Here is a 20,606-nt window from a genome sequence, read left to right on the forward strand (position 1 = left end):
CGTCGGTCCGCCCCATTCGCGGAAATGACCGTCAGCACGATACCGGCCTGAACTTCGCGATCTGCTTCTTCATCACATGGCTTCCGAGCTACCTGCTGCCGTCGTGCGGCTTCTCGCTCGCGTCGCTCGGCACGTGGGGCATGCCGCCCGCGCTTTTCTTTTCGTGCCGCGCATCGGACAATGACCCGCGCCCGCCGGCGCGGCGCCAATCCGGCCCGCGCGCGGCGACGGCGCCCCCCGTCCACGCCGATGAAACGCTACGAAACCCTCGCACACACGATCGCCGACGACATCCGCAACGGCAACCTCGCGGCCGGCACGCGCCTGCCGTCGCTGCGGCAGATCATCGCGCAGCACGGCGTGAGCCAGTCGACGGTGTTTCGCGCGTACTACCAGCTCGAACAGTGGGGGCTGATCCGCGCGCGCGAACGCTCGGGCTACTACGTCGCGCCGGGCGCCACGCCCGAAGCAGGCCCGGCCGCGAAGCGCCGCGCGAGTCGTGCCGGCGCATCGCGCAAGGTCGACATCAGCGACCTCGTGTTCTCCGTACTCGATGCCGCCACGCAGCCCGGCATCGTGCCGCTCGGTTCCGCGTTCCCGGCGCCGCAACTGTTTCCGCTGCCGCGCCTCGCGAAGTCGCTCGCGCAGGCCACGCGGCTCGTGAGCCCGTGGAGCACGGTCGTCGACCTGCCGCCCGGCAACGAGGCGCTGCGCCAGCAGATCGCGCGGCGCTATCTCGCGACCGGTGTGTCGCAGCCGATCGACGAGATCGTCGTCACGAACGGCGCGCTCGAAGCGCTGAACCTGTGCCTGATGGCCGTCACGCGGCCCGGCGACGTCGTCGCCGTCGAAGCGCCCGGCTTCTATGCGGCGCTGCAGGCGATCGAGCGGCTCGACCTGCGCGCGGTCGAGATTCCCGTCGATCCGCGCACGGGCCTCGATCTCGATGCGCTCGCGAACGCGCTCGAGCGGCATGACATCCGCGCGTGCTGGTTCATGACCAATTTCCAGAATCCGACCGGCGTCACGCTGTCCGTCGAAAAAAAGCGCGCGCTCGTCGACATGCTCGCGGCGCGCGAGGTGCCGCTGATCGAGGACGACGTCTACGGCGAGCTGCATTTCGGCCCCGACTATCCGCTGCCCGCGCGCGCGTACGACCAACACGGCCTCGTGATGCACTGCAGTTCGTTCTCGAAGACACTCGCACCCGGCTACCGGATCGGCTGGGCCGCCGCCGGCCGGTTCGCGGAGAAGGTGCAGCGGCTCAAGCTGATGACGACGCTGTCGGCGAGCATTCCCGCGCAGGCCGGCATCGCGAACTATCTGGAGCACGGCGGCTACGACCGCCATCTGCGCAAGCTGCGCGGCGCGCTGCACACGCAGCTCGACCGGATGGACGACGCGCTGCGGCGCTGGCTGCCGGCCGGCGTCGAGTGGGTGCGGCCCGAAGGCGGGTATTTCCTGTGGCTCGCATTCCCCGACGCGATCGACGCGATGGAACTGCATCGCCAGGCGGTCGCGCGCGGGATCAGCTTCGCGCCGGGGCCGCTGTTTTCGGCCGCGCACGGCTTCGAGCGCTGCGTGCGCGTGAACTTCGGCCATCCGTGGAGCCGCGACATCGAGCGCGCGATCCGCGTGCTCGGCGAGCTAGTCGCGCAGCCGTCGGTTCGCAAGGGCGGTTAAAGCGCGCGATGCGTATCATGCGTGCCGCCGCCGCACGGGCCGCGGCCATGCAGCCGATCCGCGCGCGGGTTACATTGCCGGTCTCGCCGCTTTTTCAAGATTTCCCATGAGCCAACTGCCCTACCTCGATCACGACGCGCTGTTGAAACTGACGGCCGAAGCGGCACACGTCACGCAGCCGTGCACGTGCACGAAAACCTCGCTCGCCGGATGGACGAGCCTGCCGCTGTCGCTGCAGGACACGCAGCTGACCGAAGTAGCCACGCTCGCGCCGCCCGGCGATGCGGAGCCGACCTATGCGGAATATCATCCGGCCGGTACGCGCTACGCGTCGGACGATGCGCCGATCGCGCTGCGCCATTTCCCGTACAACCGCTGCAACGTCAGCCGCTGCCGCTCGTGCGGCCGCCTGTTCCTGCGCTATCAGGAAGGCGGCGGCTACTTCATCGACCAGCGCATCCGTGCGCTCGATCCGGCGCTCGTCGTCGACGCCGACGCATAAGACACATCAACCGGCCACGGGTATGCACGACGCATGCCCGGCCCGCCGCGCCGGCGCCGCGCCCGCCATCTGCTGCGCCCTTTTCGTCCCGATCTGCTGCTTGTCCCGCCGCACCGCGTTCCCTACGCTGTCTTCCGTTGCCCGACATCCGTCGCAACGCCCCTCCGAGCCGTGCGCATGCCGCGCCGCGGCTCCTCTCGCGTATCACGTCATGTATCGATATACCGATTTCGACCGGGCGCTCGTGCTGAGCCGCGCCGCCCAGTTTCGCGACCAGCTCGAACGCTGGCAGCACGGCACGCTGAGCGAAGACGCGTTCCGGCCGCTGCGCCTGCAGAACGGCTGGTATGTGCAGCGCCACGCGCCGATGCTGCGCGTCGCGGTGCCGTATGGCGAACTGTCGAGCGCGCAGCTTCGCGTGCTCGCGCGGATCGCGCGCGACTACGACGTGCCCGACGACGCCACCTACCGCGCCGCATGCGACGCGCAGGCGTTGCTCGGCACGCTGCGCCTGCCGACCCGCAGCGCGCACTTCACGACGCGCACCAACGTGCAGTTCAACTGGATTCCGCTTTCGAAAGCGGCCGACGTGATGGACCTGCTCGCGACCGTCGACATGCACGGCATCCAGACGAGCGGCAACTGCATCCGCAATATTTCGTGCGACGAGCGCGCGGGCGTCGCGCCTGACGAGATCGCCGATCCGCGCCCGTTCGCCGAAGTGATGCGCCAGTGGACGACGCTGCACCCGGAATTCGCGTTCCTGCCGCGCAAGTTCAAGATCGCGATCACCGGCGCCGCCGAGGACCGCGCGGCGACCGACTGGCACGACGTCGGACTGAAGCTCGTGCGCGACGATGCGGGCGAGCTCGGCTTTCGAGTGAGCGTCGGCGGCGGGATGGGCCGCACGCCGATGATCGCGACGCTGCTGCGCGCGTTCCTGCCGTGGCGGCACGTGATGAACTACATCGAGGCGATCGTCCGCGTGTACAACCGCTACGGGCGGCGCGACAACAAGTACAAGGCGCGGATCAAGATCCTCGTCAAGACCGAGGGGCAGCGCTACATCGACGACGTCGAGGAGGAGTTCCGCCAGATCGTCGACCACGACGGCGGCCCGCACACGATTGCGCAGGCCGAATTCGATCGCGTCGCCGCGTCGTTCGTGCCGCCGCGGCTCAAGCCGCGCACGCTCGACCTGCCCGACGCGAATGCGCGCATGTCCGCACAGGCGAGCCGCCATCCGGCATTCGCGCGCTGGCTCGCGCGCAATGTCGCCGCGCACCGCGATCCGGCGCTGCGCATCGTCACGCTGTCGTTCAAGCGCCGCCTGCAGGCACCCGGCGACGCGTCGCCGGACCAGCTCGACGCGCTCGCCGATCTCGCCGACCGCTACTCGGCCGGCGAGGCACGTGTCACGCACACGCAGAACGTCGTGCTGCCGTGGGTACACGTCGACGACCTGTTCCTGCTGTGGGAGAACGCGCGCGCGATCGGGCTCGCCAGCGCGAACGTCGGGCTGCTGACCGACATGATCGCGTGCCCGGGCGGCGACTTCTGCGCGCTCGCGAACGCGCGCTCGATCCCGATCGCCGACGCGATCGCCGAGCGCTTCCAGGATCTCGACCTACTGCACGACGTCGGCGACATCGACCTGCACATCAGCGGCTGCATCAACTCGTGCGGCCACCATCACAGCGGCCACCTCGGCATCCTCGGCGTCGACAAGGACGGCGCGGAGTGGTACCAGGTGACGCTCGGCGGGTCGGACGGCTCGACCGCGAGCGGCCCCGCGCGGCCGGGCAAGGTGATCGGCCCGTCGTTCTCGGCGGACGAGATCGTCGATGTCGTCGACGCGATCGTCAACGCGTATCTCGACGCGCGGATCGATGCGAACGGCCGCAGCGAACGATTCATCGACACGGTGCGCCGCATCGGCGCGGAACCGTTCAAGGCCGCCGCGAACGACGCGCGCCACCACGCGGAGCACGCATGAAGCCAGCCAGCGACAACGCAAGCACGAACGCACGCATCCGGCTGCTGACGCCGGCCGAACACGCTGGCGATACGCAGGAACACGACGATTCGACGCTGACGATCGGCAACGACGAGGAACTGCCGCCGCTTGCCGCACGGATCGCGCAGGCCGCACGCATCGACCTGCAGTTCCCGTCGTTCACCGACGGCCGTGCGTACAGCCAGGCGTACCTGCTGCGCAAGCGCTTCGGCTTCGCCGGCGACCTGCGCGCGACCGGCGACGTGCTGGTCGACCAGCTGCTGCTGATGGAGCGCACGGGGTTTTCGAGCGCGGTGCTCGGCGACGACACGGACATCGCGGCCGCGCGCCGGCAGCTCGACCGGTTTCCGGGCTTCTATCAGCGCGATGCGAGAACGGCAACGCCGCCGCACGGCACGGCGACGCAGGCCGGAAAATGAAACGGGCGGCACGCTGGCCGCCCGTACGATGAACCGGAAGCAAACCGGCAGGCACCCGCCGTAAAGCGCGGGCGCCTGCGTTCAGCGCGCCGCCACCGGCTTGCCGAACCCGCCGAGGATCTTCTTCTCGAGCGCGATGTAGTCGCGGCCGAAGTGGTGATCGCCCTGCGTCTTGATCACGTCGGCGCCGGTGTTCGCGAGCGCCGGGCACATCGTGTCCGTCTCTTCCGCGCCGTAGAAGCACTGCACGAGCTGCGGCGGCACCTTCGCGATTTCCGGCGCGACCTTCAGCGCGTTGTCGCTCGCGGGCATGCCGAGCCAGCCTGTCACGCGGATCTGGAAATCGGCGGACGGCGCGAAGCCGAGCAGCGACATCACCGCGACCTTGTCGCGCAGGTCGGCCGGCAGCCGGTTGTACGCGAACGGCATCACGTCGGCGCCGAACGAATAGCCGACCAGCGCCACGCGGTTCGCATGCCAGCGCGTCATGTACGTGCGCATCACGCGCGCGAGATCGCGGCTCACCTGCGCGGGCGGCTTCTCGCTCCAGAAGTAGCGCAGGCTGTCGATGCCGACCACCGACACGCCGTCGCGCTGCAGCGCCTCGGCGATCGTCTTGTCGAGATCGCGCCAGCCGCCGTCGCCCGAGATCACGATCGCGAGCCGGCCGCTGCCGCCCTTGGCCGGCAGCTCGACGAGCGGCAGGTCCGACACGTCGAGTTCGTCGCCGCTGCTGCCGCTGTCACGCAGGTGCGACGTGACGAGCGACACGAGCTTCGTGGTGTCGCCCGCGGCAGCCGTTTCGACGAAACCCGGCATCGCACGGCGCACGATCGTCGGATCGGGCGGGCACGGCTTGAAGCGCGGATCGAGCTTCGGTGCCGGGTTGACCGATACGACGCCGGCGATCGTGTTCTCCGGCGCCATCGCCAGGATCTGCTTCGCGATCGCGCCGCCCCGGCCCACGCCCGCGACGATCGGCGTGAAATAGCGCGACGACTGCGCCAGACGTTCGAGCTGGTGGCTGACCGCCTCGGCGTCGCCGTCGAGGTGGTGGCAGGTCTCCTGCTTCGCGGCGAGGTTCGTCGCATAACGCTCGGAATCGACGCCGACCGTCATCGCACCGGCCTTCGCGAGCGCATCGGCGGCCTGCTGATCGGCGGCATTCCAGCCGGCCTCACGCGAGAACAGCACGACGAAACCTCGCAGCGGTCCGCTCGGCTTGGTCACGGTAACGGGCCCGTAGCGGCCGCCCGACACGGTTTCGGCCTTCAAGGCGGCCGGTTGCGCGGCGCATGCGGCGCCGGCCAGCATCATTCCCGCGCAGGCGGCTGCCGCCCGCGCGATTCCCTTCTTCGACATCATGAACGCCGACCTCCAGCCAGCAATGACAGATCCGCAAGCGTGACGAACACGCCGACCGAGCCCGAGGCCGCGAGGTAACGCGGCTCCCAGTGCGGTTCGAACTTGCTCTTGAATGCGCGCAAGCCGCGGAAGTTGTAGAAGCGGCCGCCGAAGCGCCAGACCATCAGTCCGAGCCGGTGCCACGGCGACGGCATCTTCGCCGCCCCCATCCCCGAGAACGGCGCGATGCCCAGGCTCAGCTTGCGGAAGCCCGCTTCCTTCAGATGCAGCGCGAGCTGCGTAAACAGATATTCCATCGCGTACGGCGACGCGTCCGGCAGATGGCGCATCACGCCGACCGTCGCCTCGGTGTTGAGGTCGGTCGTCATGAACGTGACGAACGCGATCGGCTTGTCGGCCTGCCGCACCAGCATCACCGACTGCGTCGCGAGATAACCGTCGTGGAACGCGGCAACCGAGAAGCTCTTCTCGCGCGCGTCGCGGCTGTCGAGCCAGCCGTCGGAGATGTCGCGCAGCGCCGGCAGCGCGACCGGCACGTCGCCCGGGCCGATCACCTCGACCGTCAGCGCGTCCTTGTCGCCGCGGCGCAGCGCGTAGCGCAGGTGCGAGCGGTTCGAGCCCTTCAGGTCGAACTGGTCGAGCGCGATATGCGCTTCCTCGCCGAGCTTCATCAGCGTGAGCCCCGCGTCGAGATACAGCGGCAGCGCGTTCGCGCGCACCTGGTAGAACGCCGCGCGGCCGCTGTGCGCGTGCGCGAGCGCGATGAACTTGCCGATCAGCGCCGGCCATTCCTCGCGCGGCCCGACCGGGTCGTGCAGCGCGGCCCACGTACGGCCGTACTTCGCGTACATCAGGAACGCCTGGCGCGATTCCGAAAACAGGAACGACTTGTCGCCCATCAGCGCGAGGCCCGCATCGCTGCATTCCTGCGCGCGGATGATCCGTTCGGCGTCGAACAGGTCCTGCGGCGCGGGCTTCACGAAACGGCCTGGCGCCGGGCGCAGCAGTTGCCACAGCGCGAACAGCGCGACGAACACGCCTGCTGCGAGCGTCGCGCGCAACGCACGCGGCGCGCGCGCGTCGAACGAGAAATGCGACCACAGCTCGCGCGTGTACGGCACGTCGCGGAACGCGAAGAACAGCACCCACACGGCCAGCATCAGCACCATCGTCACCGACACGAACCAGCTCACCGTGAAGCGCTCGGCGAGCAGCGACGAATGGCGGTTGAAGCGGCGGCGGCTGACGAGCAGCAGCACGAGCAGCGTGCCGAGCACGCCGGCCTCGACGAACGCGAGGCCCTTCGCCAACGACAGCGCGAGGCTCGCGAGCGTCAATGCGAAGGTCATCCACCATGCGCCGTCGAGGCGGCGCAGCAGCCCGCGCGCGACGAACAGCAGCGCGACGCCGAGCACGCTGCAGATCACCTGCGAGCCTTCGAGCACCCACAGCGGCACGAGGTGGCGCAGGATCGCGATCCGGTGCCAGAACGCGGGCGTCGCGCTCGAGATCACCAGCATGCTGCCGACCGCGAACGTCACGAGGCTCAGGAACAGCGGCGCGAGCTGCGACACGCGCGCGGCCTGCCGCGTCACGAGCCGGCGCCGCAGCGCGCGGCCCTCGAAACCGGCCAGCAGGCCAGCCGACAGCACGAGCGGCACGCCGAAATAGATCGCGCGATACGCGATCAGCGCGGCGACCATCGCATGCGCGGGCACTTCGCGGCCGAGCGTGAAGACCATCGCGGCTTCGAACACGCCGATCCCGCCCGGCGTATGGCCGATCATCCCGAGCAGCAGCGCGGCCGCATAGACGGTGATGAAGGTCGGGAAGCCGACCGGCGCGGCCGGCAGCAGCACCCACAGCGTCAGGCCCGCCGCGACGACGTCGAGCACCGCGTAGACGACCTGCATGACGAGATCGCGCCGCGCCGGCACGTCGAACGACAGCCATTTGAAGCGCGTGACGACCGGGCGCGCGGTGTTGCCGCACATCGCGACCATCGCGGCCAGCACCACGAGCAGCGCCGCGCCGCTCCACGTGAGCACGCCGGGCGCGACGTGCAGCATCGCGGCGAGCGCCTCCGGCACGCAGACCATGCCGACCGCCGTCATCAGCACCATCGCGAGCGCCAGCGTGCCGCTGGTAAACACCGTCATCCGGCCGATCTGCGCGGGCGTGACGCCCGACACGCCGTACACGCGCGCACGGACCGCGCCACCCGTCAGCGCGCCGAAGCCGGTCGCGTTGCCGAGCGCGGAACCGGCGATCGCGCTGATCCACAGCGCGACGCGCGGCACCTTCGCGGCGACATAACGCAGGCCGACCGCGTCGCGGGCGACCAGCGCGAGATAGCTGAGCGCCGTCGCGGCCAGCGACGCGCCCCATTCCGCGACGGACATGTGGCGCAACTGGCGGATCACCGACCGGTAGTCGACGGATTCCGACAGGTGCTGGAACACGACGATCAGCAGCAGGCCGATGCCGAACGCGATCAGCGGCGACAGCACGCGCTCGTTGCGAACCAGCGCCGAGACACGGGCGATCGCCGCCGCGGCACGGCCCGGCGACCCAGGGTGGCGGGAAGACATAGGTTATTCAGTGGTGGTGCATTGCGAGTCGCGGCGCGGGATGGCCCGGCGGCGACATATCTGGTTGTTCTGCGTGGGCGGTCGGCCGAAAGTGAAGGCAGGGAGCGCCTGAATCAGAACTTACAAGTATACGGGGCTTATATTACAAAATCTTTCAGACTCGCATTGTGCGGTTTTGTGGCACGCGGGGCGCGTTAATATCGCATCAAAATCGTGCGGCCGAAAAACACAAGGTGCGCATCATACCGGGAACCTGAACGGTTTTTTCATCGGATGAATGAACGGTGGTGGATTTGGGAGAAATTCTCCTGGCCGGGCTGTGCGGGAGAGGACGAATTCGTGGGTGGGCGCGGGATCTCGGGAATGGGGACGGGTTGATGTTCGCGGCCGGCCCCCTTTTCGCCCCGGTTCGGGAATATGCTGCTCCAATTACTTCCCCCGCTCATGCTCCGCCAACCCGATCGCCTTGTAGTCGTAAGTCGGATAGAACTCCGTTCGATACGCGCCCCACGCCGTATCCTCGAGCACGCGATTGACCTCGCGCAGCCGCGAAGCCGGCAGCCGCAGCACGACGATCTGCCCGATCCCCATCGTCACGGTCCAGCTCACCACCTCGACGCCCGGCGGCGGAAACGCCTTGTAGAAACCCTGCTTCGCGAGTTGCGCATTCAGCTCGGCGAGCGGGCGCGACTGGTCGTGCTTCAGAAAGACAGTCAGCAGCACCGCGTTGTCAGGCGTGGCAACGGCTGTGCTCGCCGGCACGGTCGACGTCTGGGCCACGGCCGGCGCGCTCCCGAGCGCGACAGCAGCAACCAGCGATCCAGCAGCACCGAGGATCGGAAGCGGAAAGCGAGCGAATACGAGCATGGCGCGACTCCGTGGCTTCGTGGACAGAACCGCCATCATGCTCCGCCCCGCGAATCGCTGCCGGCAACCGGACGACGGGACTACGCCAAGTCTGCGCCGTTGCGCTCGCGCAGCACGTCGATGAACGCGCGCAACTTGGCCGGCACGTGCTTGCGATTCACGTAATACAGCCACATCGGCGGCAACGTCCGGCACGCACCCGGCAGCACCTCGACGAGCGTGCCGTCGCGCAGGTCCTGCTCGATGCGCTCACGCATGAACGCAAACGCGATCCCGACACCCGCGCGCGCCGCGTCGATCACCGCGTCGGCGTCGTTCGTCACGAATACGCCGTCCGGATCGAGATCGACGTCACGGCGCCCATCGTGCAGCAACCACTTATGCAGGCGCCCGCTCTCCGAAAACCGGAAGCGAATGCACGCATGACGCTCGAGCTCCGCGATCGACGCTGGCGCGCCGTACCGTGCCAGATAACCGGGCGACGCGACCAGCGCGCACGACAACGCGGGCGCGATCCGTACGCCGATCATGCCCGGCTGCAACCGGTCGGCGAGCCGGATCCCCGCATCGAACCCTTCCTTCGCGATGTCGACCAGCTCGTTCTCGTAGCGGATCTCGAGCCTGACTTTCGGATAGCGCTCGCGGAACACGGCAAGAATCGGCGCGATCACGAGCGTGCGCGCGAGCGGCAGAGCGGTGACGCGCAACAGCCCGCCCGGCTCGCTGCGCGCATCCTTCAGCTCGCCGCGCACCTGCATGACCTGACGGTATGCGGGCTCCGTCTGCTGCCGGTAGCGCTGCCCGGCTTCCGTCAGGCTCACGCCGCGCGTGCTGCGATTGAACAGCTTCACGTTCAGCTCGCCCTCGAGCTGCCCGATCGCGAGGCTGACGGCAGCCGGCGTCAGGCCGAGCACGGCGGCCGCCCGCGTGAAATTGCCGGCCGTCGCGACGGTCATGAACACGTGCAGCCCGGCCATCGGATCGCGTCTGCCCATCATTAAAAAAACTTGAAGCTCCTTCGAGTGGAAGGCGGATTCTCCCATATACCGCAACTGCCTACACTGGCCCTGTCGTCCCACCGGAGCCTCGAATGACCCCGCTCACCCCTGCGCTGCCGCTCGCAACCGCCCGCCGCACGATCGAAGCGGCACTCGCGCACGCCGCGTCGCTGCAGGTCGCCGGTATCGCCATCGCGATCGTCGATGCCGGCGCGAACCTGCTCGCGTTCGTGCGCACCGACGACTGCTTTCTCGGCGCGATCGATCTCGCGCAGCGCAAGGCGCTGACGGCGGTCCGCTTCCGCGCATCGACCGGCTCGCTCGGCGCGATGTCGGGCGACGGCCCGCTGCGCGGCATCGAGCACAGTCACGGCGGGCTCGTCACGTTCGGCGGCGGCGAACCGCTCGTCGACGGCAACGGCCGCTGCGTCGGTGCCATCGGCGTCTCGGGCGGCAGCGTCGACAAAGACACCGCGATCGCCCGGCACTGCAGCGACCGCTTTCAGGCAACCTTTCACACCACAAGGTAGGAACATGGCACAGAAACGCATCCTCATCACCGGCGCAGGCACCGGCTTCGGCCGCGAAGTTGCGCTGCGGCTCGCCGAACGCGGTCACGACGTGACGGCCGGCGTGCGCGTCACGGCCGAGATCGACAGCCTGACGGCCGCCGCCGCGCAACGCGGCACCGCGCTGCGCGCCATCAAACTCGACGTCACGTCGGCCCACGACCGCGCCCGCGCGGCCGATCTCGACTTCGACGTGCTCGTGAACAACGCGGGCGTCGGCGAAGCCGGCGCGCTCGTCGACCTGCCTGTCGAAATCGTGCGCGAGCTGTTCGACGTCAACGTATTCGGGCCGCTCGAACTCACGCAGCAAATCGCGCGCGGCATGCTCGCGCGCCGGCACGGCAAGATCGTGTTCGTGTCGTCGATCGCGGGCCTGATCACGGGGCCGTTCACCGGCGCTTATTGCGCGTCGAAGCACGCGGTCGAATCGGTGGCCGAGGCGATGCACGCGGAACTGGCGCCGCACGGCATCCGCGTCGCGGTCGTGAACCCCGGCCCGTACAGCACCGGCTTCAACGACCGGATGATGGAAACGACACGGCGCTGGCACGATCCGGCCGTCCACACCGTGACGCCCGAGCGGTTGACGTTCCCGCTCGAACAGCACGACCCGGAGGAAATGATCGCGAAGATGGTCGACGTGATCGAAAACGACGGCGGCGCATTCCGCAACCTGCTGCCGCAGTCGTCGGAAGCGTTCGTGCGTGCCGAACAGGCGCGCGCGTGGGATCGGCAGCAGTGACGCAAGCTGTTGGCGGCCGACGAGTCACACCGCGTCCGTCATCGACCGCCATCCCGGCAGCCCGGACCGCCGCCGGCTGGCCGGCCACCGTGCCGGGACAGCCAGCCGGCACGGTCGCGTCAAGCCCCCCGCCTGGGTTCAATACACGTCCCGCATATAGCGCCGCGCCTTCGCGAGCCGCGCGACGTAGTCGTTCGCGTCGTCGTCTGACATTCCGCCGTGCTCGGCCACGACCGCCTTCAGCGCCGTATCGACATCCTTCGCCATCCGCGACGCGTCGCCGCACACGTAGAAGTGCGCGCCTTCCTCCAGCCAGGCGAACAGCTCGGCGCCCTGCTCGCGCATCCGGTCCTGCACGTAGATCTTGTCGGCCTGGTCGCGCGAGAACGCGAGATCGAGCCGCGTCAGGAAGCCGCTGTCGTGCATCGCGCCCAGCTCGTCGCCGTAGTAGAAGTCGGTCTGCGCGTGCTGCTCGCCGAAGAACAGCCAGTTGCGCCCGCGCGCGCCGCGCGCCTGCCGCTCGTGCAGGAAGCCGCGGAACGGCGCGACGCCGGTGCCCGGGCCGACCATCACGATCGGCACGTCGCCGTTCGCCGGCGGCCGGAAATGCGCGGACTTCTGCACGAACACGGGCACGCGGCCGTCGTCCGCGCGATCGGCGAGGAACGTCGACGCAACGCCTTTGCGCGCGCGCCGGCCGTTGTGATAACGCACGGCCGACACGGTCAGGTGGATCTCGCCCCGGTGCGCGCTCGGGCTCGACGCGATCGAATAAAGGCGCGGCTGCAGCCGCTTCAGCATCCCGACCAGCTCCGTGCCCGACAGCTCGACCGGAAACTCGTGCAGCACGTCCGCAAGCTGTTGCCCCCACAACCATTGCTTCAGGTCGCCCTTGCGGTCGTCGCCGAGCAACGATTTCAGCGCGCCGTTCGCGCTGCGCGACGCGATGAACGCGAGCGTGTCCGGATGCGGGCGCGTGATGTCGAAGTGGCGCGCGAGCGCATCGCCGAGCCGCACGTCGCCGACGCCCGCCACCGACACGGGCGCGTCGGCCTTCAGCGCGGTGACGGACAGCAACTCGTCGACCAGCTCCGGGCAATTGGTCGGCCACACGCCGAGCGCGTCGCCGGTTTCGTATTCGAGGTTCGCGCCTTCGGTCGACAGCGACACATAACGCGTGTCCTTAGCGGCGCCCGGACGGTTGAGCCGCAGGTTCGCGACGAGCTTCGACGGCGCCGGATGCGCCTTCGACGGCAGCAGCCCCGACGGGCTCATCCCGCCGGACGGCACCGCGTGCAACGCGGCATCGGCCTCCTTGATCCGCGCGACGACGCGTTCGAGCCACTGGTCGGCGTCGCGCTGGAATTCGACGTCGCAATCGACGCGCGCGCACAGCCGCGCCGCGCCGAGTTCCGCGAGCCGCGCGTCGAGCCGGCGGCCGTGGCCGCAGAACTGGTCGTAGTTGCGATCGCCGAACGCGAGCACCGCGAAGTGCACGCCGTCGAGGCGCGCGGCGCTGCCGGCCTGCAGCGCGTCCCAGAACTCGCTGCCGTTGTCGGGCGCATCGCCGTCGCCGAACGTGCTCGTCATCAGCAGCACGTATTGCGCGCCCGCGAGCGACGCGACCGGATAGTCGGACATGCACGCGGTGCGGATCTCGAAGCCCGCGTTCATCAGCTGCGTCGCGTAATCCTCGGTCAGCGATTCGATGTTGCCGGTCTGCGATGCCCACAGCAGCACGACCTTCGGGCGCGTGCGCACGATCCGCACGCCGCCGGTTGCAGCGGCATCGGCCGGTAGCGCAGGTGCCGCTGCAACCGGAGAACTCGCGGGCAGCGAACGGCTGAACAGGCCCGCGAGCATCCCGTCGAGCCAGAACCGCACCGGTGGCGTGAGCGGCGCGCCGGCCGGCAGCACGGGCACGCCGCCCTCGCGCCGGCCGGCGCTCGCCTTCAGCCCGCTGACGAGGCCGGCCACGTACAGCCGTTCCGTGTCGGTCAACGGCGGCGGCGCGAAGTCGGTCACGCCGAGCGCGGCCGCGAATGCATCGATGTCTGCCATGTCGGATTCCTGTGAAGCAGCGGCCTGCACCATCGCCGAAGCGGGCCGCGCGTCGTCGGCGCATGCGTCGGGCCGCACCGTCTCCTCGTCGGCGGACGCGAACGCGTCGGTCTCGACGCGCCGCAGCGCGACCGCGCAATATTTCAGTTCGGGTTGCTGCGATTCGGCATCGATCGCGTCGTTCGTCACCGCGTTGATGCACAGGTCGTCGCCGTACACGTCGTTCCAGTGCATCGGCGCGAAGCAGTTGCCGCGCCGCACGCGCTCGGTCACGACGGCCGGCAGCACCGCGCGGCCGCGCGCCGAGCGGATCTCGACGCTGTCCTTCGCGGCAATGCCGAGCGCGCTCGCATCGTCCGGGTGAAGTTCGACGAACGGGCGCGGGTTCAGCTTGTTCAGCATCGCGACCTTGCCCGTCTTCGTCATCGTGTGCCATTGATGCTGCAGCCGCCCGGTGTTCAGCACGATCGGGAACGTGTCGTCGGGCAGCTCGGCCGGATCGACGTGCGGCCGCGCGAAAAAGCATGCCTTGCCCGACGGCGTCGGGAACGCGAGATGCAGCGCAGCGCTCCCGTCGGCCGCCTTGCGCGGCGTCTGGCTCACGCCGTCGTTCAGGTAGCGGATCGGGTGCCGCTCGCGCGCGGTGCCCGGCGCGACCGGCCACTGCACCGGGCCGTCGCGCAGCGCCGCGTGGCTCGCGCCGCGCAGGTCGTAGCCCGTCGCCGGATTCGAGAAACGCACGATCTCGTCGAACACGTCGGCCGCCGACGCATAGTCGAACGCATCGCCGAAGCCCATCGCGCGCGCGACTTCCGCGACGATGCGCCAGTCGGGCAGCGCGTCGCCGGGCGGCGCGACCGCGGCACGCATCAGCGTCATGTTGCGTTCGGAGTTGATCATCACGCCGTCGCCCTCGGCCCACAGCGCGCCGGGCAGCAGGATGTCCGCGTAGCGGTTGGTCTCGGTGTCGAGGAACGCGTCCTGCGCGATCACGAGCTCCGCGGCCTGCAGCCCGGCGATCACGTTCTGCCGGTTCGGCACGGTCGCGACCGGGTTCGTGCAGACGATCCAGCACGCCTTGATGTCGCCGGCCGCCATCCGTGAGAACAGGTCGACGGTGCCCTGGCCGGTTTCCTTGCGCAGCGTGCCGGCCGGCACGCGCCACAGGTTCTCGACGAAGCGCCGGTCGTCGTCGGACAGCACCGAGCGCTGGCCCGGCAGCCCGGCGCCCATGTAGCCCATCTCGCGCCCGCCCATCGCGTTCGGCTGGCCCGTCAGCGAGAACGGCCCGCTGCCGGGGCGGCAGATGCGGCCGGTCGCGAGATGCAGGTTGCAGATCGCGTTGGTGTTCCACACGCCGTGCGTGCTCTGGTTGAGCCCCATCGTCCAGCAGCTCATCCACTCCGGCGCATCGCCGATCCATTGCGCGGCCGTGCGCAGGTCGGCTTCCGCGAGCCCGGTGATTTCCGCGACGCGCTCGGGCGTGTAGTCGGCGAGGAACGCGGGCATCGCGTCCCAGCCTTCGGTGTATGCGTCGATGAACGCGCCGTCGATGCGGCCGTTCGCGTGTAACAGGTGCAGCAGCCCGTTCGTCAGCGCGAGATCGGTGCCGGGCCGGATCTGCAGGAACAGGTCGGCCTTGTCGGCCGTGCCGGTGCGGCGCGGATCGACGACGATCAGCTTCGCGCCGGCCTTCACGCGATCCATCATCCGCAGGAACAGGATCGGATGGCAGTCGGCCATGTTCGCGCCGATCACGAAGAACAGGTTCGCGCGATCGAAGTCCTGGTACGACCCGGGCGGGCCGTCCGCGCCGAGCGACTGCTTGTAGCCGGTGCTCGCGCTCGCCATGCAGAGGCGCGAGTTCGACTCGATGTTGTTGGTGCCGACGAAGCCCTTCGCGAGCTTGTTGACGAGGTATTGCGCCTCGATCGACATCTGCCCCGACACGTAGAACGACAGCGCGTCGGGGCCGTGCGCATCGAGCACCGCGCGCAGGCGGCGCGCGGTCTCGGCGATCGCGTCGCGCGCCGGCAGCGGCACGAGGTCGTCCTCGCGCGCACGGCGCACGAACGCGCGGTCGAGCCGCCCGGAGCGGCGCAGCGCGACGTGCGCCGACGAACCCTTCGTGCACAGCCGCCCGAAGTTGGTCGGATGGTCGGCGTCGCCGGACACCTTGACGACTTCGCCATCCTCGACGTGCAGCACCATCCCGCAGCCGACGCCGCAGTACGGGCACACGCTCTTGACGGGGGTGGCGGTCATGCGCGCTCCGGGGCGGTCAGGCCGCGATCCACACGAAGCCGTCCTCGACCCGCGACGGATACGCGCTCACCGACTGCTCGGGCGCTTCGAGGCATTCGCCGGTGCGCAGGTCGAAATGCTGCTTGTACAGCGGCGACGCGACGACGACGCGTTCGCCGAGGCTGCCGATCAGCCCGCGCGACATCACGGCCGCCTGCGACAGGGGATCGACGTTGTCGATCGCGAACACGCCGCCGTCGGCATGCGCGACGCGAAACACCGCGACCTGCTCGCCGTTGACGAGCGCGCACACGCCGGTGTTCGGCACGATGTCGTCGAGCGGGCACACGCGGGTCCAGGACAGCGGAAGACGATCGTTCATGATGGGCTCCTTGGAAAAGACGCTGGTGTCGGTCAGGGTCAGACGGTTGCGGATTCGGTCACGGCCTGCGTCGCGCTTTCGGCGACGACGGGAATCGTCACGGGCTTGCCGCGCACGCGCTCGTCGGGCGTCGCGGGGCGAATCTGGCCGCGCGTCTCGACGAACGCGATGTTCGCGTCCGGCGCATCGCTGTTCACGAAGTGGCGGAAGCGCTTGCGCGTGTCGGGATCGGTGACGGCCTTCTTCCATTCGCACTCGTAGGTGTCGACCACGTGCTGCATGTCGGCTTCGAGTTCGGCCGCGATCCCGAGCTTGTCGTGCACGACCACGTCGATCAGGTAGTCGAGCCCGCCTTCGAGGTTGTCGCGCCACACGCTCGTGCGTTGCAGGCGGTCGGCCGTGCGCACGTAGAACATCAGGAAGCGGTCGATGTAGCGCATCAGCGTGGCGCGATCGAGGTCGGACGCGAGCAGCTCCGCGTGGCGCGGCTTCATCCCGCCGTTGCCGCACACGTACAGGTTCCAGCCCTTCTCGGTCGCGATGATCCCGACGTCCTTGCCCTGCGCTTCCGCGCACTCGCGCGTGCAGCCCGACACGCCGAACTTGATCTTGTGCGGCGCGCGCAGGCCCTTGTAGCGGTTCTCGAGTTCGATCGCGAGGCCGACCGAATCGTCGACGCCATAGCGGCACCACGTCGAGCCGACGCACGACTTCACGGTGCGCAGCGCCTTGCCGTACGCATGCCCCGATTCGAAGCCGGCCGCGATCAGCTCTTCCCAGATCGACGGCAACTGCTCGACGCGCGCACCGAACAGGTCGACGCGCTGGCCGCCAGTGATCTTCGTATAGAGCCCGTACTTCTGCGCGACCTGGCCGACCGCGATCAGCCCTTCCGGCGTGACCTCGCCGCCCGGCATGCGCGGCACGACCGAATACGTGCCGTCGCGCTGGATGTTCGCGAGGTAGTAGTCGTTCGAATCCTGCAGCCCCGCATGCTCCTTCTTCAGCACGAACTCGTTGAAGCACGACGCTAGGATGCCCGCGACGGCCGGCTTGCACACGTCGCAGCCGAGCCCGCGGCCGTGCTTCGCGAGCAGTTCGTCGAAGGTCTTGATGCCTGCGACGCGGACCAGGTGGAACAGCTCCTGGCGCGAATGCGGGAAGTGCTCGCAGATATGGTTGTTGACCGCGAGGCCCTGCTTCTTCATCTCGGCCTTCATGATCTGCGTGACGAGCGGCACGCAGCCGCCGCACGACGTGCCGGCGCCCGTGCACGACTTCAGCGCGCCGAGGCTGGTCGCGCCGTCGGCGACCGCCGTGCAGATCTGCGACTTCGACACGTTGTTGCACGAGCAGATCTGTGCGGCCGCAGGCAGCGCGTCGACGCCGATCGCCGGCTTCGCCGCGCCGTCCGACGACGGCAGGATCAGGAATTCGGGCGACTCGGGCAGCTCGATGCGGTTCAGCATCATCTGCAGCAGCGTGCCGTATTCCGCCGCGTCGCCGACCATCACCGCGCCGTGCAGGAACTTGCCGCAGTCGGACACCACGAGCTTCTTGTAGACCTGCCGGCGCTCGTCCGCGTACTGGTAGGTGCGGCTGCCGGCCGTCGTGCCGTGCGCGTCGCCGATGCTCGCGACGTCGACGCCCATCAGCTTCAGCTTCGTGCTCATGTCGGCGCCCGCGAACGCGGGTGCCTCGTTCGTGTCGCTGCCCAGCTGCTTCGCGACCACGCGCGCCATGTCGTAGCCGGGTGCGACGAGGCCGTACACCATGCCGTTCCACGCCGCGCATTCGCCGATCGCGTAGATGTCGGCGTCGCTCGTGCGGCAAGCGTCGTCGATCGCGACGCCGCCGCGCGGGCCGATGTCGAGCCCGCATGCGCGCGCCAGCTCGTCGCGCGCGCGGATGCCGGCCGAGAACACGATCATGTCGGCGTCGAGATGCGTGCCGTCGGCGAACGCCATCCGGTGCGTGCCTTCCTCGCCATCGACGATCTCGAGCGTGTTCTTGCCCGTATGCACGGTCACGCCGAGCGCCTCGATCTTCGCGCGCAGCATCCGGCCGCCGCCGTCGTCGACCTGCACCGCCATCAGCCGCGGCGCGAATTCGACGACGTGCGTGTCGAGCCCCATGTCACGCAGCGCCTTCGCGCATTCGAGGCCGAGCAGCCCGCCGCCGACCACGACGCCGCGCTTCGCGTGCGTGCCGCACGCCTGCATCGCTTCGAGATCCTCGATCGTCCGGTACACGAAGCAGCCCGCGCGATCATGCCCCGGCATCGGCGGCACGAACGGGCGCGAGCCCGTCGCGAGCACCAGCTTGTCGTATGCGAGCGTTTCGCCCGACGCGAGCATGACCGTATGCGCGGCGCGGTCGATCGATGCGACGCGCGCATTCAGGCGCAGGTCGAATCGAGGATGACGCTCGAAGAAGCCGGGTTCGACGAGCGACAGGTCGTCCGCCGACTTGCCCGCGAAGAATTCGGACAGGTGCACGCGATCGTAGGCCGGACGCGACTCCTCGCCGAGCACGGTGACCTGCAGCGCGTCCGTCGTGCCCGCTTCCGCCGCGACGCATTCGAGCAGCTTGTGGCCGACCATGCCGTGGCCGATGACGATGAGTTTCATGATGACGGTTCCTTCGGTCGATCAGTTCGCGGCGTTCGCGGCGGCGGCCAGCGCGCGGTCGCGCAGCTCGGCCTCGCGTGCCTTGTGTTCGTCGGTGAAGCGCACGGCCATCGCGCACAGCGCGGTCGCGGTGACGGCGAGGCCGAGCAGGCTCAGCGTGTGCTGCACGTCGCCGACGCCCTTCAGCAGGAAGGCCGCGGCGACCGCGCCGACGTTGCCGCCCGCGCCGACGATCCCCGCGACACCGCCGAGCGCCTTGCGGTCGATAAACGGCACCAGCGCGTAGGTCGCGCCGCAGGCCATATGCGTGAACAGGCCGAAGGTCAGCATCGCGACGAGTGCGATGCCGACGCTTTGCGCATGCGAGAACCAGATCAGCCCGAGCCCTTCGCCGACGATCAGCGCGCACAGCAGCGCCGCGCGCACGTCGAGGCTGCGCCGCGCGGCGATCTTGTCGGACAGCCAGCCGCCGAGCGCGCGGGCGAACAGCGCGAGCAGCCCGAACATGCCAACCGCGAAGCCCGCGTCCTTCAGCGACAGGCTGAAGTGATCGACGTAGTACAGCGCGGCGATGTTATGGATGAACACCTCGACGCCGAAGCACGCGCCGTACGTGACGAACAGCATCCACACGCGATAGTTGCCGCACGCGGCGACGAAGCTCGCCCAGCCGCCCTTCTTGCCGCTGTCGATCGTCACGCCTTCCTTGCGCAGTGCGACGAAATCGCCTTGCGGGCAATCCTGCGTGAAGCGCCAGTACGCCCAGGCCATCACGAGCATCGCGACGCCCGGCACGACCAGCGCGATGCGCCACGACGAGCTTTCGCCGAAGCCGAGCATCAGGCCGGCGGCGACCAGCAGCGGCATCAGCGCCTGCGTCGCGCCCGCACCCGCATTGCCCCAGCCGGCCGTCGTCGCGTTCGCGGTGCCGACCACGTTCGGCGCGAACATCACCGACGTGTGGTACTGCGTGATCACGAAGCCCGCGCCGATCGCGCCGATGCCGAGCCGGCAGATCAGGAACGACCAGTAGTCGTGCGTGAACGACACGGCGAACACGGGAATCGCGCCGAACAGCAGCAGGCCGGCATAGATGCGGCGCGGGCCGAAGCGGTCGCACAGCGGGCCGACGAGCAGCCGCACGGCGATCGTCGCGGCCACCGCGGCGATGTTGATGTTGGCGACCTGTGCCGCCGTCAGATGAAATTCGCGTGCGATGAGCGGCATCAGCGGCGCGCATGCGAACCACGCGAAGAAGCATACGAAAAACGCCATCCACGTCAGGTGGAACGCGCGCATCGGCGCGGTGCGGAGGCTGAAGAGATCGATACGGGTAGCTTTGTCGGTCATGTCATCCGCCAAACGAAAAACGGCGTCCTGCGCACCCGGTCTCGTCGAGACCCGATGCGTAGGACGCCGTTGCCCATGAAGCCCGTTGCCGGGCGCGTATGTATTCGGTACTGCGGACGAATCGCCATTGACCCGTCCGAACCAGCTTACGCAAACGCCATGCCATGTCGGCCCGAATCGCGCCGG

At 69.0% G+C, this 20,606-nt stretch carries 14 protein-coding genes; 6 read left to right on the forward strand and 8 right to left on the reverse strand.

Annotated features, from left to right (window positions below; genetic code table 11):
- Nucleotides 1–249: 249 nt before the first annotated feature.
- From FPJ27_RS12080 to FPJ27_RS12095, 4 genes are all read left to right on the forward strand, one after another.
- On the forward strand, nt 250–1,683 hold the full coding sequence (locus FPJ27_RS12080) for a PLP-dependent aminotransferase family protein (protein WP_204421273.1): 1,434 nt from the start codon (nt 250–252) through the stop codon (nt 1,681–1,683).
- A gap of 106 nt (nt 1,684–1,789) precedes the next feature.
- Nucleotides 1,790–2,185 (forward strand): hypothetical protein, encoded by a 396-nt coding sequence (locus FPJ27_RS12085; protein ID WP_204421274.1) that lies wholly within the window; start codon nt 1,790–1,792, stop codon nt 2,183–2,185.
- A 211-nt stretch (nt 2,186–2,396) separates the two neighbouring features.
- Nucleotides 2,397–4,181, forward strand: a complete 1,785-nt coding sequence (locus FPJ27_RS12090; RefSeq protein WP_072438689.1) for a nitrite/sulfite reductase — start codon at nt 2,397–2,399, stop codon at nt 4,179–4,181.
- Nucleotides 4,178–4,621, forward strand: a complete 444-nt coding sequence (locus tag FPJ27_RS12095; RefSeq protein WP_204421275.1) for a DUF934 domain-containing protein — start codon at nt 4,178–4,180, stop codon at nt 4,619–4,621. The genes FPJ27_RS12090 and FPJ27_RS12095 overlap by 4 nt, the downstream gene beginning before the upstream one ends.
- An 81-nt stretch (nt 4,622–4,702) precedes the next feature.
- On the opposite strand, the gene FPJ27_RS12100 is transcribed toward FPJ27_RS12095, so the two are convergent.
- The 4 genes from FPJ27_RS12100 to FPJ27_RS12115 form a co-directional block, all read right to left on the reverse strand.
- Nucleotides 4,703–5,986 (reverse strand): virulence factor family protein, encoded by a 1,284-nt coding sequence (locus FPJ27_RS12100; protein WP_204421276.1) that lies wholly within the window; start codon nt 5,984–5,986, stop codon nt 4,703–4,705.
- Complete coding sequence (mprF, locus tag FPJ27_RS12105; RefSeq protein WP_204421277.1) at nt 5,983–8,577, reverse strand: bifunctional lysylphosphatidylglycerol flippase/synthetase MprF; 2,595 nt, start codon at nt 8,575–8,577, stop codon at nt 5,983–5,985. The genes FPJ27_RS12100 and mprF overlap by 4 nt, the downstream gene beginning before the upstream one ends.
- A gap of 429 nt (nt 8,578–9,006) precedes the next feature.
- Complete coding sequence (locus FPJ27_RS12110) at nt 9,007–9,444, reverse strand: hypothetical protein (protein ID WP_072438697.1); 438 nt, start codon at nt 9,442–9,444, stop codon at nt 9,007–9,009.
- Between the two features lie 80 nt (nt 9,445–9,524).
- Nucleotides 9,525–10,439 (reverse strand): LysR family transcriptional regulator, encoded by a 915-nt coding sequence (locus FPJ27_RS12115; protein WP_204423182.1) that lies wholly within the window; start codon nt 10,437–10,439, stop codon nt 9,525–9,527.
- Nucleotides 10,440–10,534: 95 nt separating this feature from the next.
- Here FPJ27_RS12115 and FPJ27_RS12120 point away from each other — a divergent pair, with 95 nt between their 5' ends.
- Both FPJ27_RS12120 and FPJ27_RS12125 read left to right on the forward strand, forming a co-directional pair.
- Nucleotides 10,535–10,972, forward strand: a complete 438-nt coding sequence (locus FPJ27_RS12120) for a heme-binding protein (RefSeq protein WP_204421278.1) — start codon at nt 10,535–10,537, stop codon at nt 10,970–10,972.
- A 4-nt stretch (nt 10,973–10,976) separates the two neighbouring features.
- Entirely contained in the window at nt 10,977–11,753 is a 777-nt protein-coding gene (locus FPJ27_RS12125; RefSeq protein WP_072438703.1) for an SDR family oxidoreductase, read from the forward strand.
- Between the two features lie 138 nt (nt 11,754–11,891).
- Here FPJ27_RS12125 and FPJ27_RS12130 read toward each other — a convergent pair whose 3' ends face one another.
- From FPJ27_RS12130 to FPJ27_RS12145, 4 genes are read right to left on the reverse strand one after another with little or no spacing between them, the layout of a single operon-like run.
- Nucleotides 11,892–16,079 carry a bifunctional nitrate reductase/sulfite reductase flavoprotein subunit alpha gene (locus FPJ27_RS12130; protein WP_204421279.1) on the reverse strand — a complete coding sequence of 1,396 codons (4,188 nt, stop codon included), beginning with the start codon at nt 16,077–16,079 and terminating at the stop codon, nt 11,892–11,894.
- 16 nt (nt 16,080–16,095) lie between these two features.
- The gene (nirD, locus tag FPJ27_RS12135) at nt 16,096–16,440 is read right to left on the reverse strand and encodes a nitrite reductase small subunit NirD (RefSeq protein WP_204421280.1); all 345 of its coding nucleotides are present in this window, start codon (nt 16,438–16,440) and stop codon (nt 16,096–16,098) included.
- A gap of 38 nt (nt 16,441–16,478) precedes the next feature.
- Nucleotides 16,479–19,070 (reverse strand): nitrite reductase large subunit NirB, encoded by a 2,592-nt coding sequence (nirB, locus tag FPJ27_RS12140; RefSeq protein ID WP_204421281.1) that lies wholly within the window; start codon nt 19,068–19,070, stop codon nt 16,479–16,481.
- A 21-nt stretch (nt 19,071–19,091) separates the two neighbouring features.
- Entirely contained in the window at nt 19,092–20,420 is a 1,329-nt protein-coding gene (locus FPJ27_RS12145; RefSeq protein ID WP_204421282.1) for an MFS transporter, read from the reverse strand.
- Nucleotides 20,421–20,606: the final 186 nt, after the last annotated feature.

The organism is Burkholderia sp. MS455, assembly GCF_016899445.1.
In the GTDB taxonomy this organism is placed as follows: domain Bacteria; phylum Pseudomonadota; class Gammaproteobacteria; order Burkholderiales; family Burkholderiaceae; genus Burkholderia; species Burkholderia pyrrocinia_C.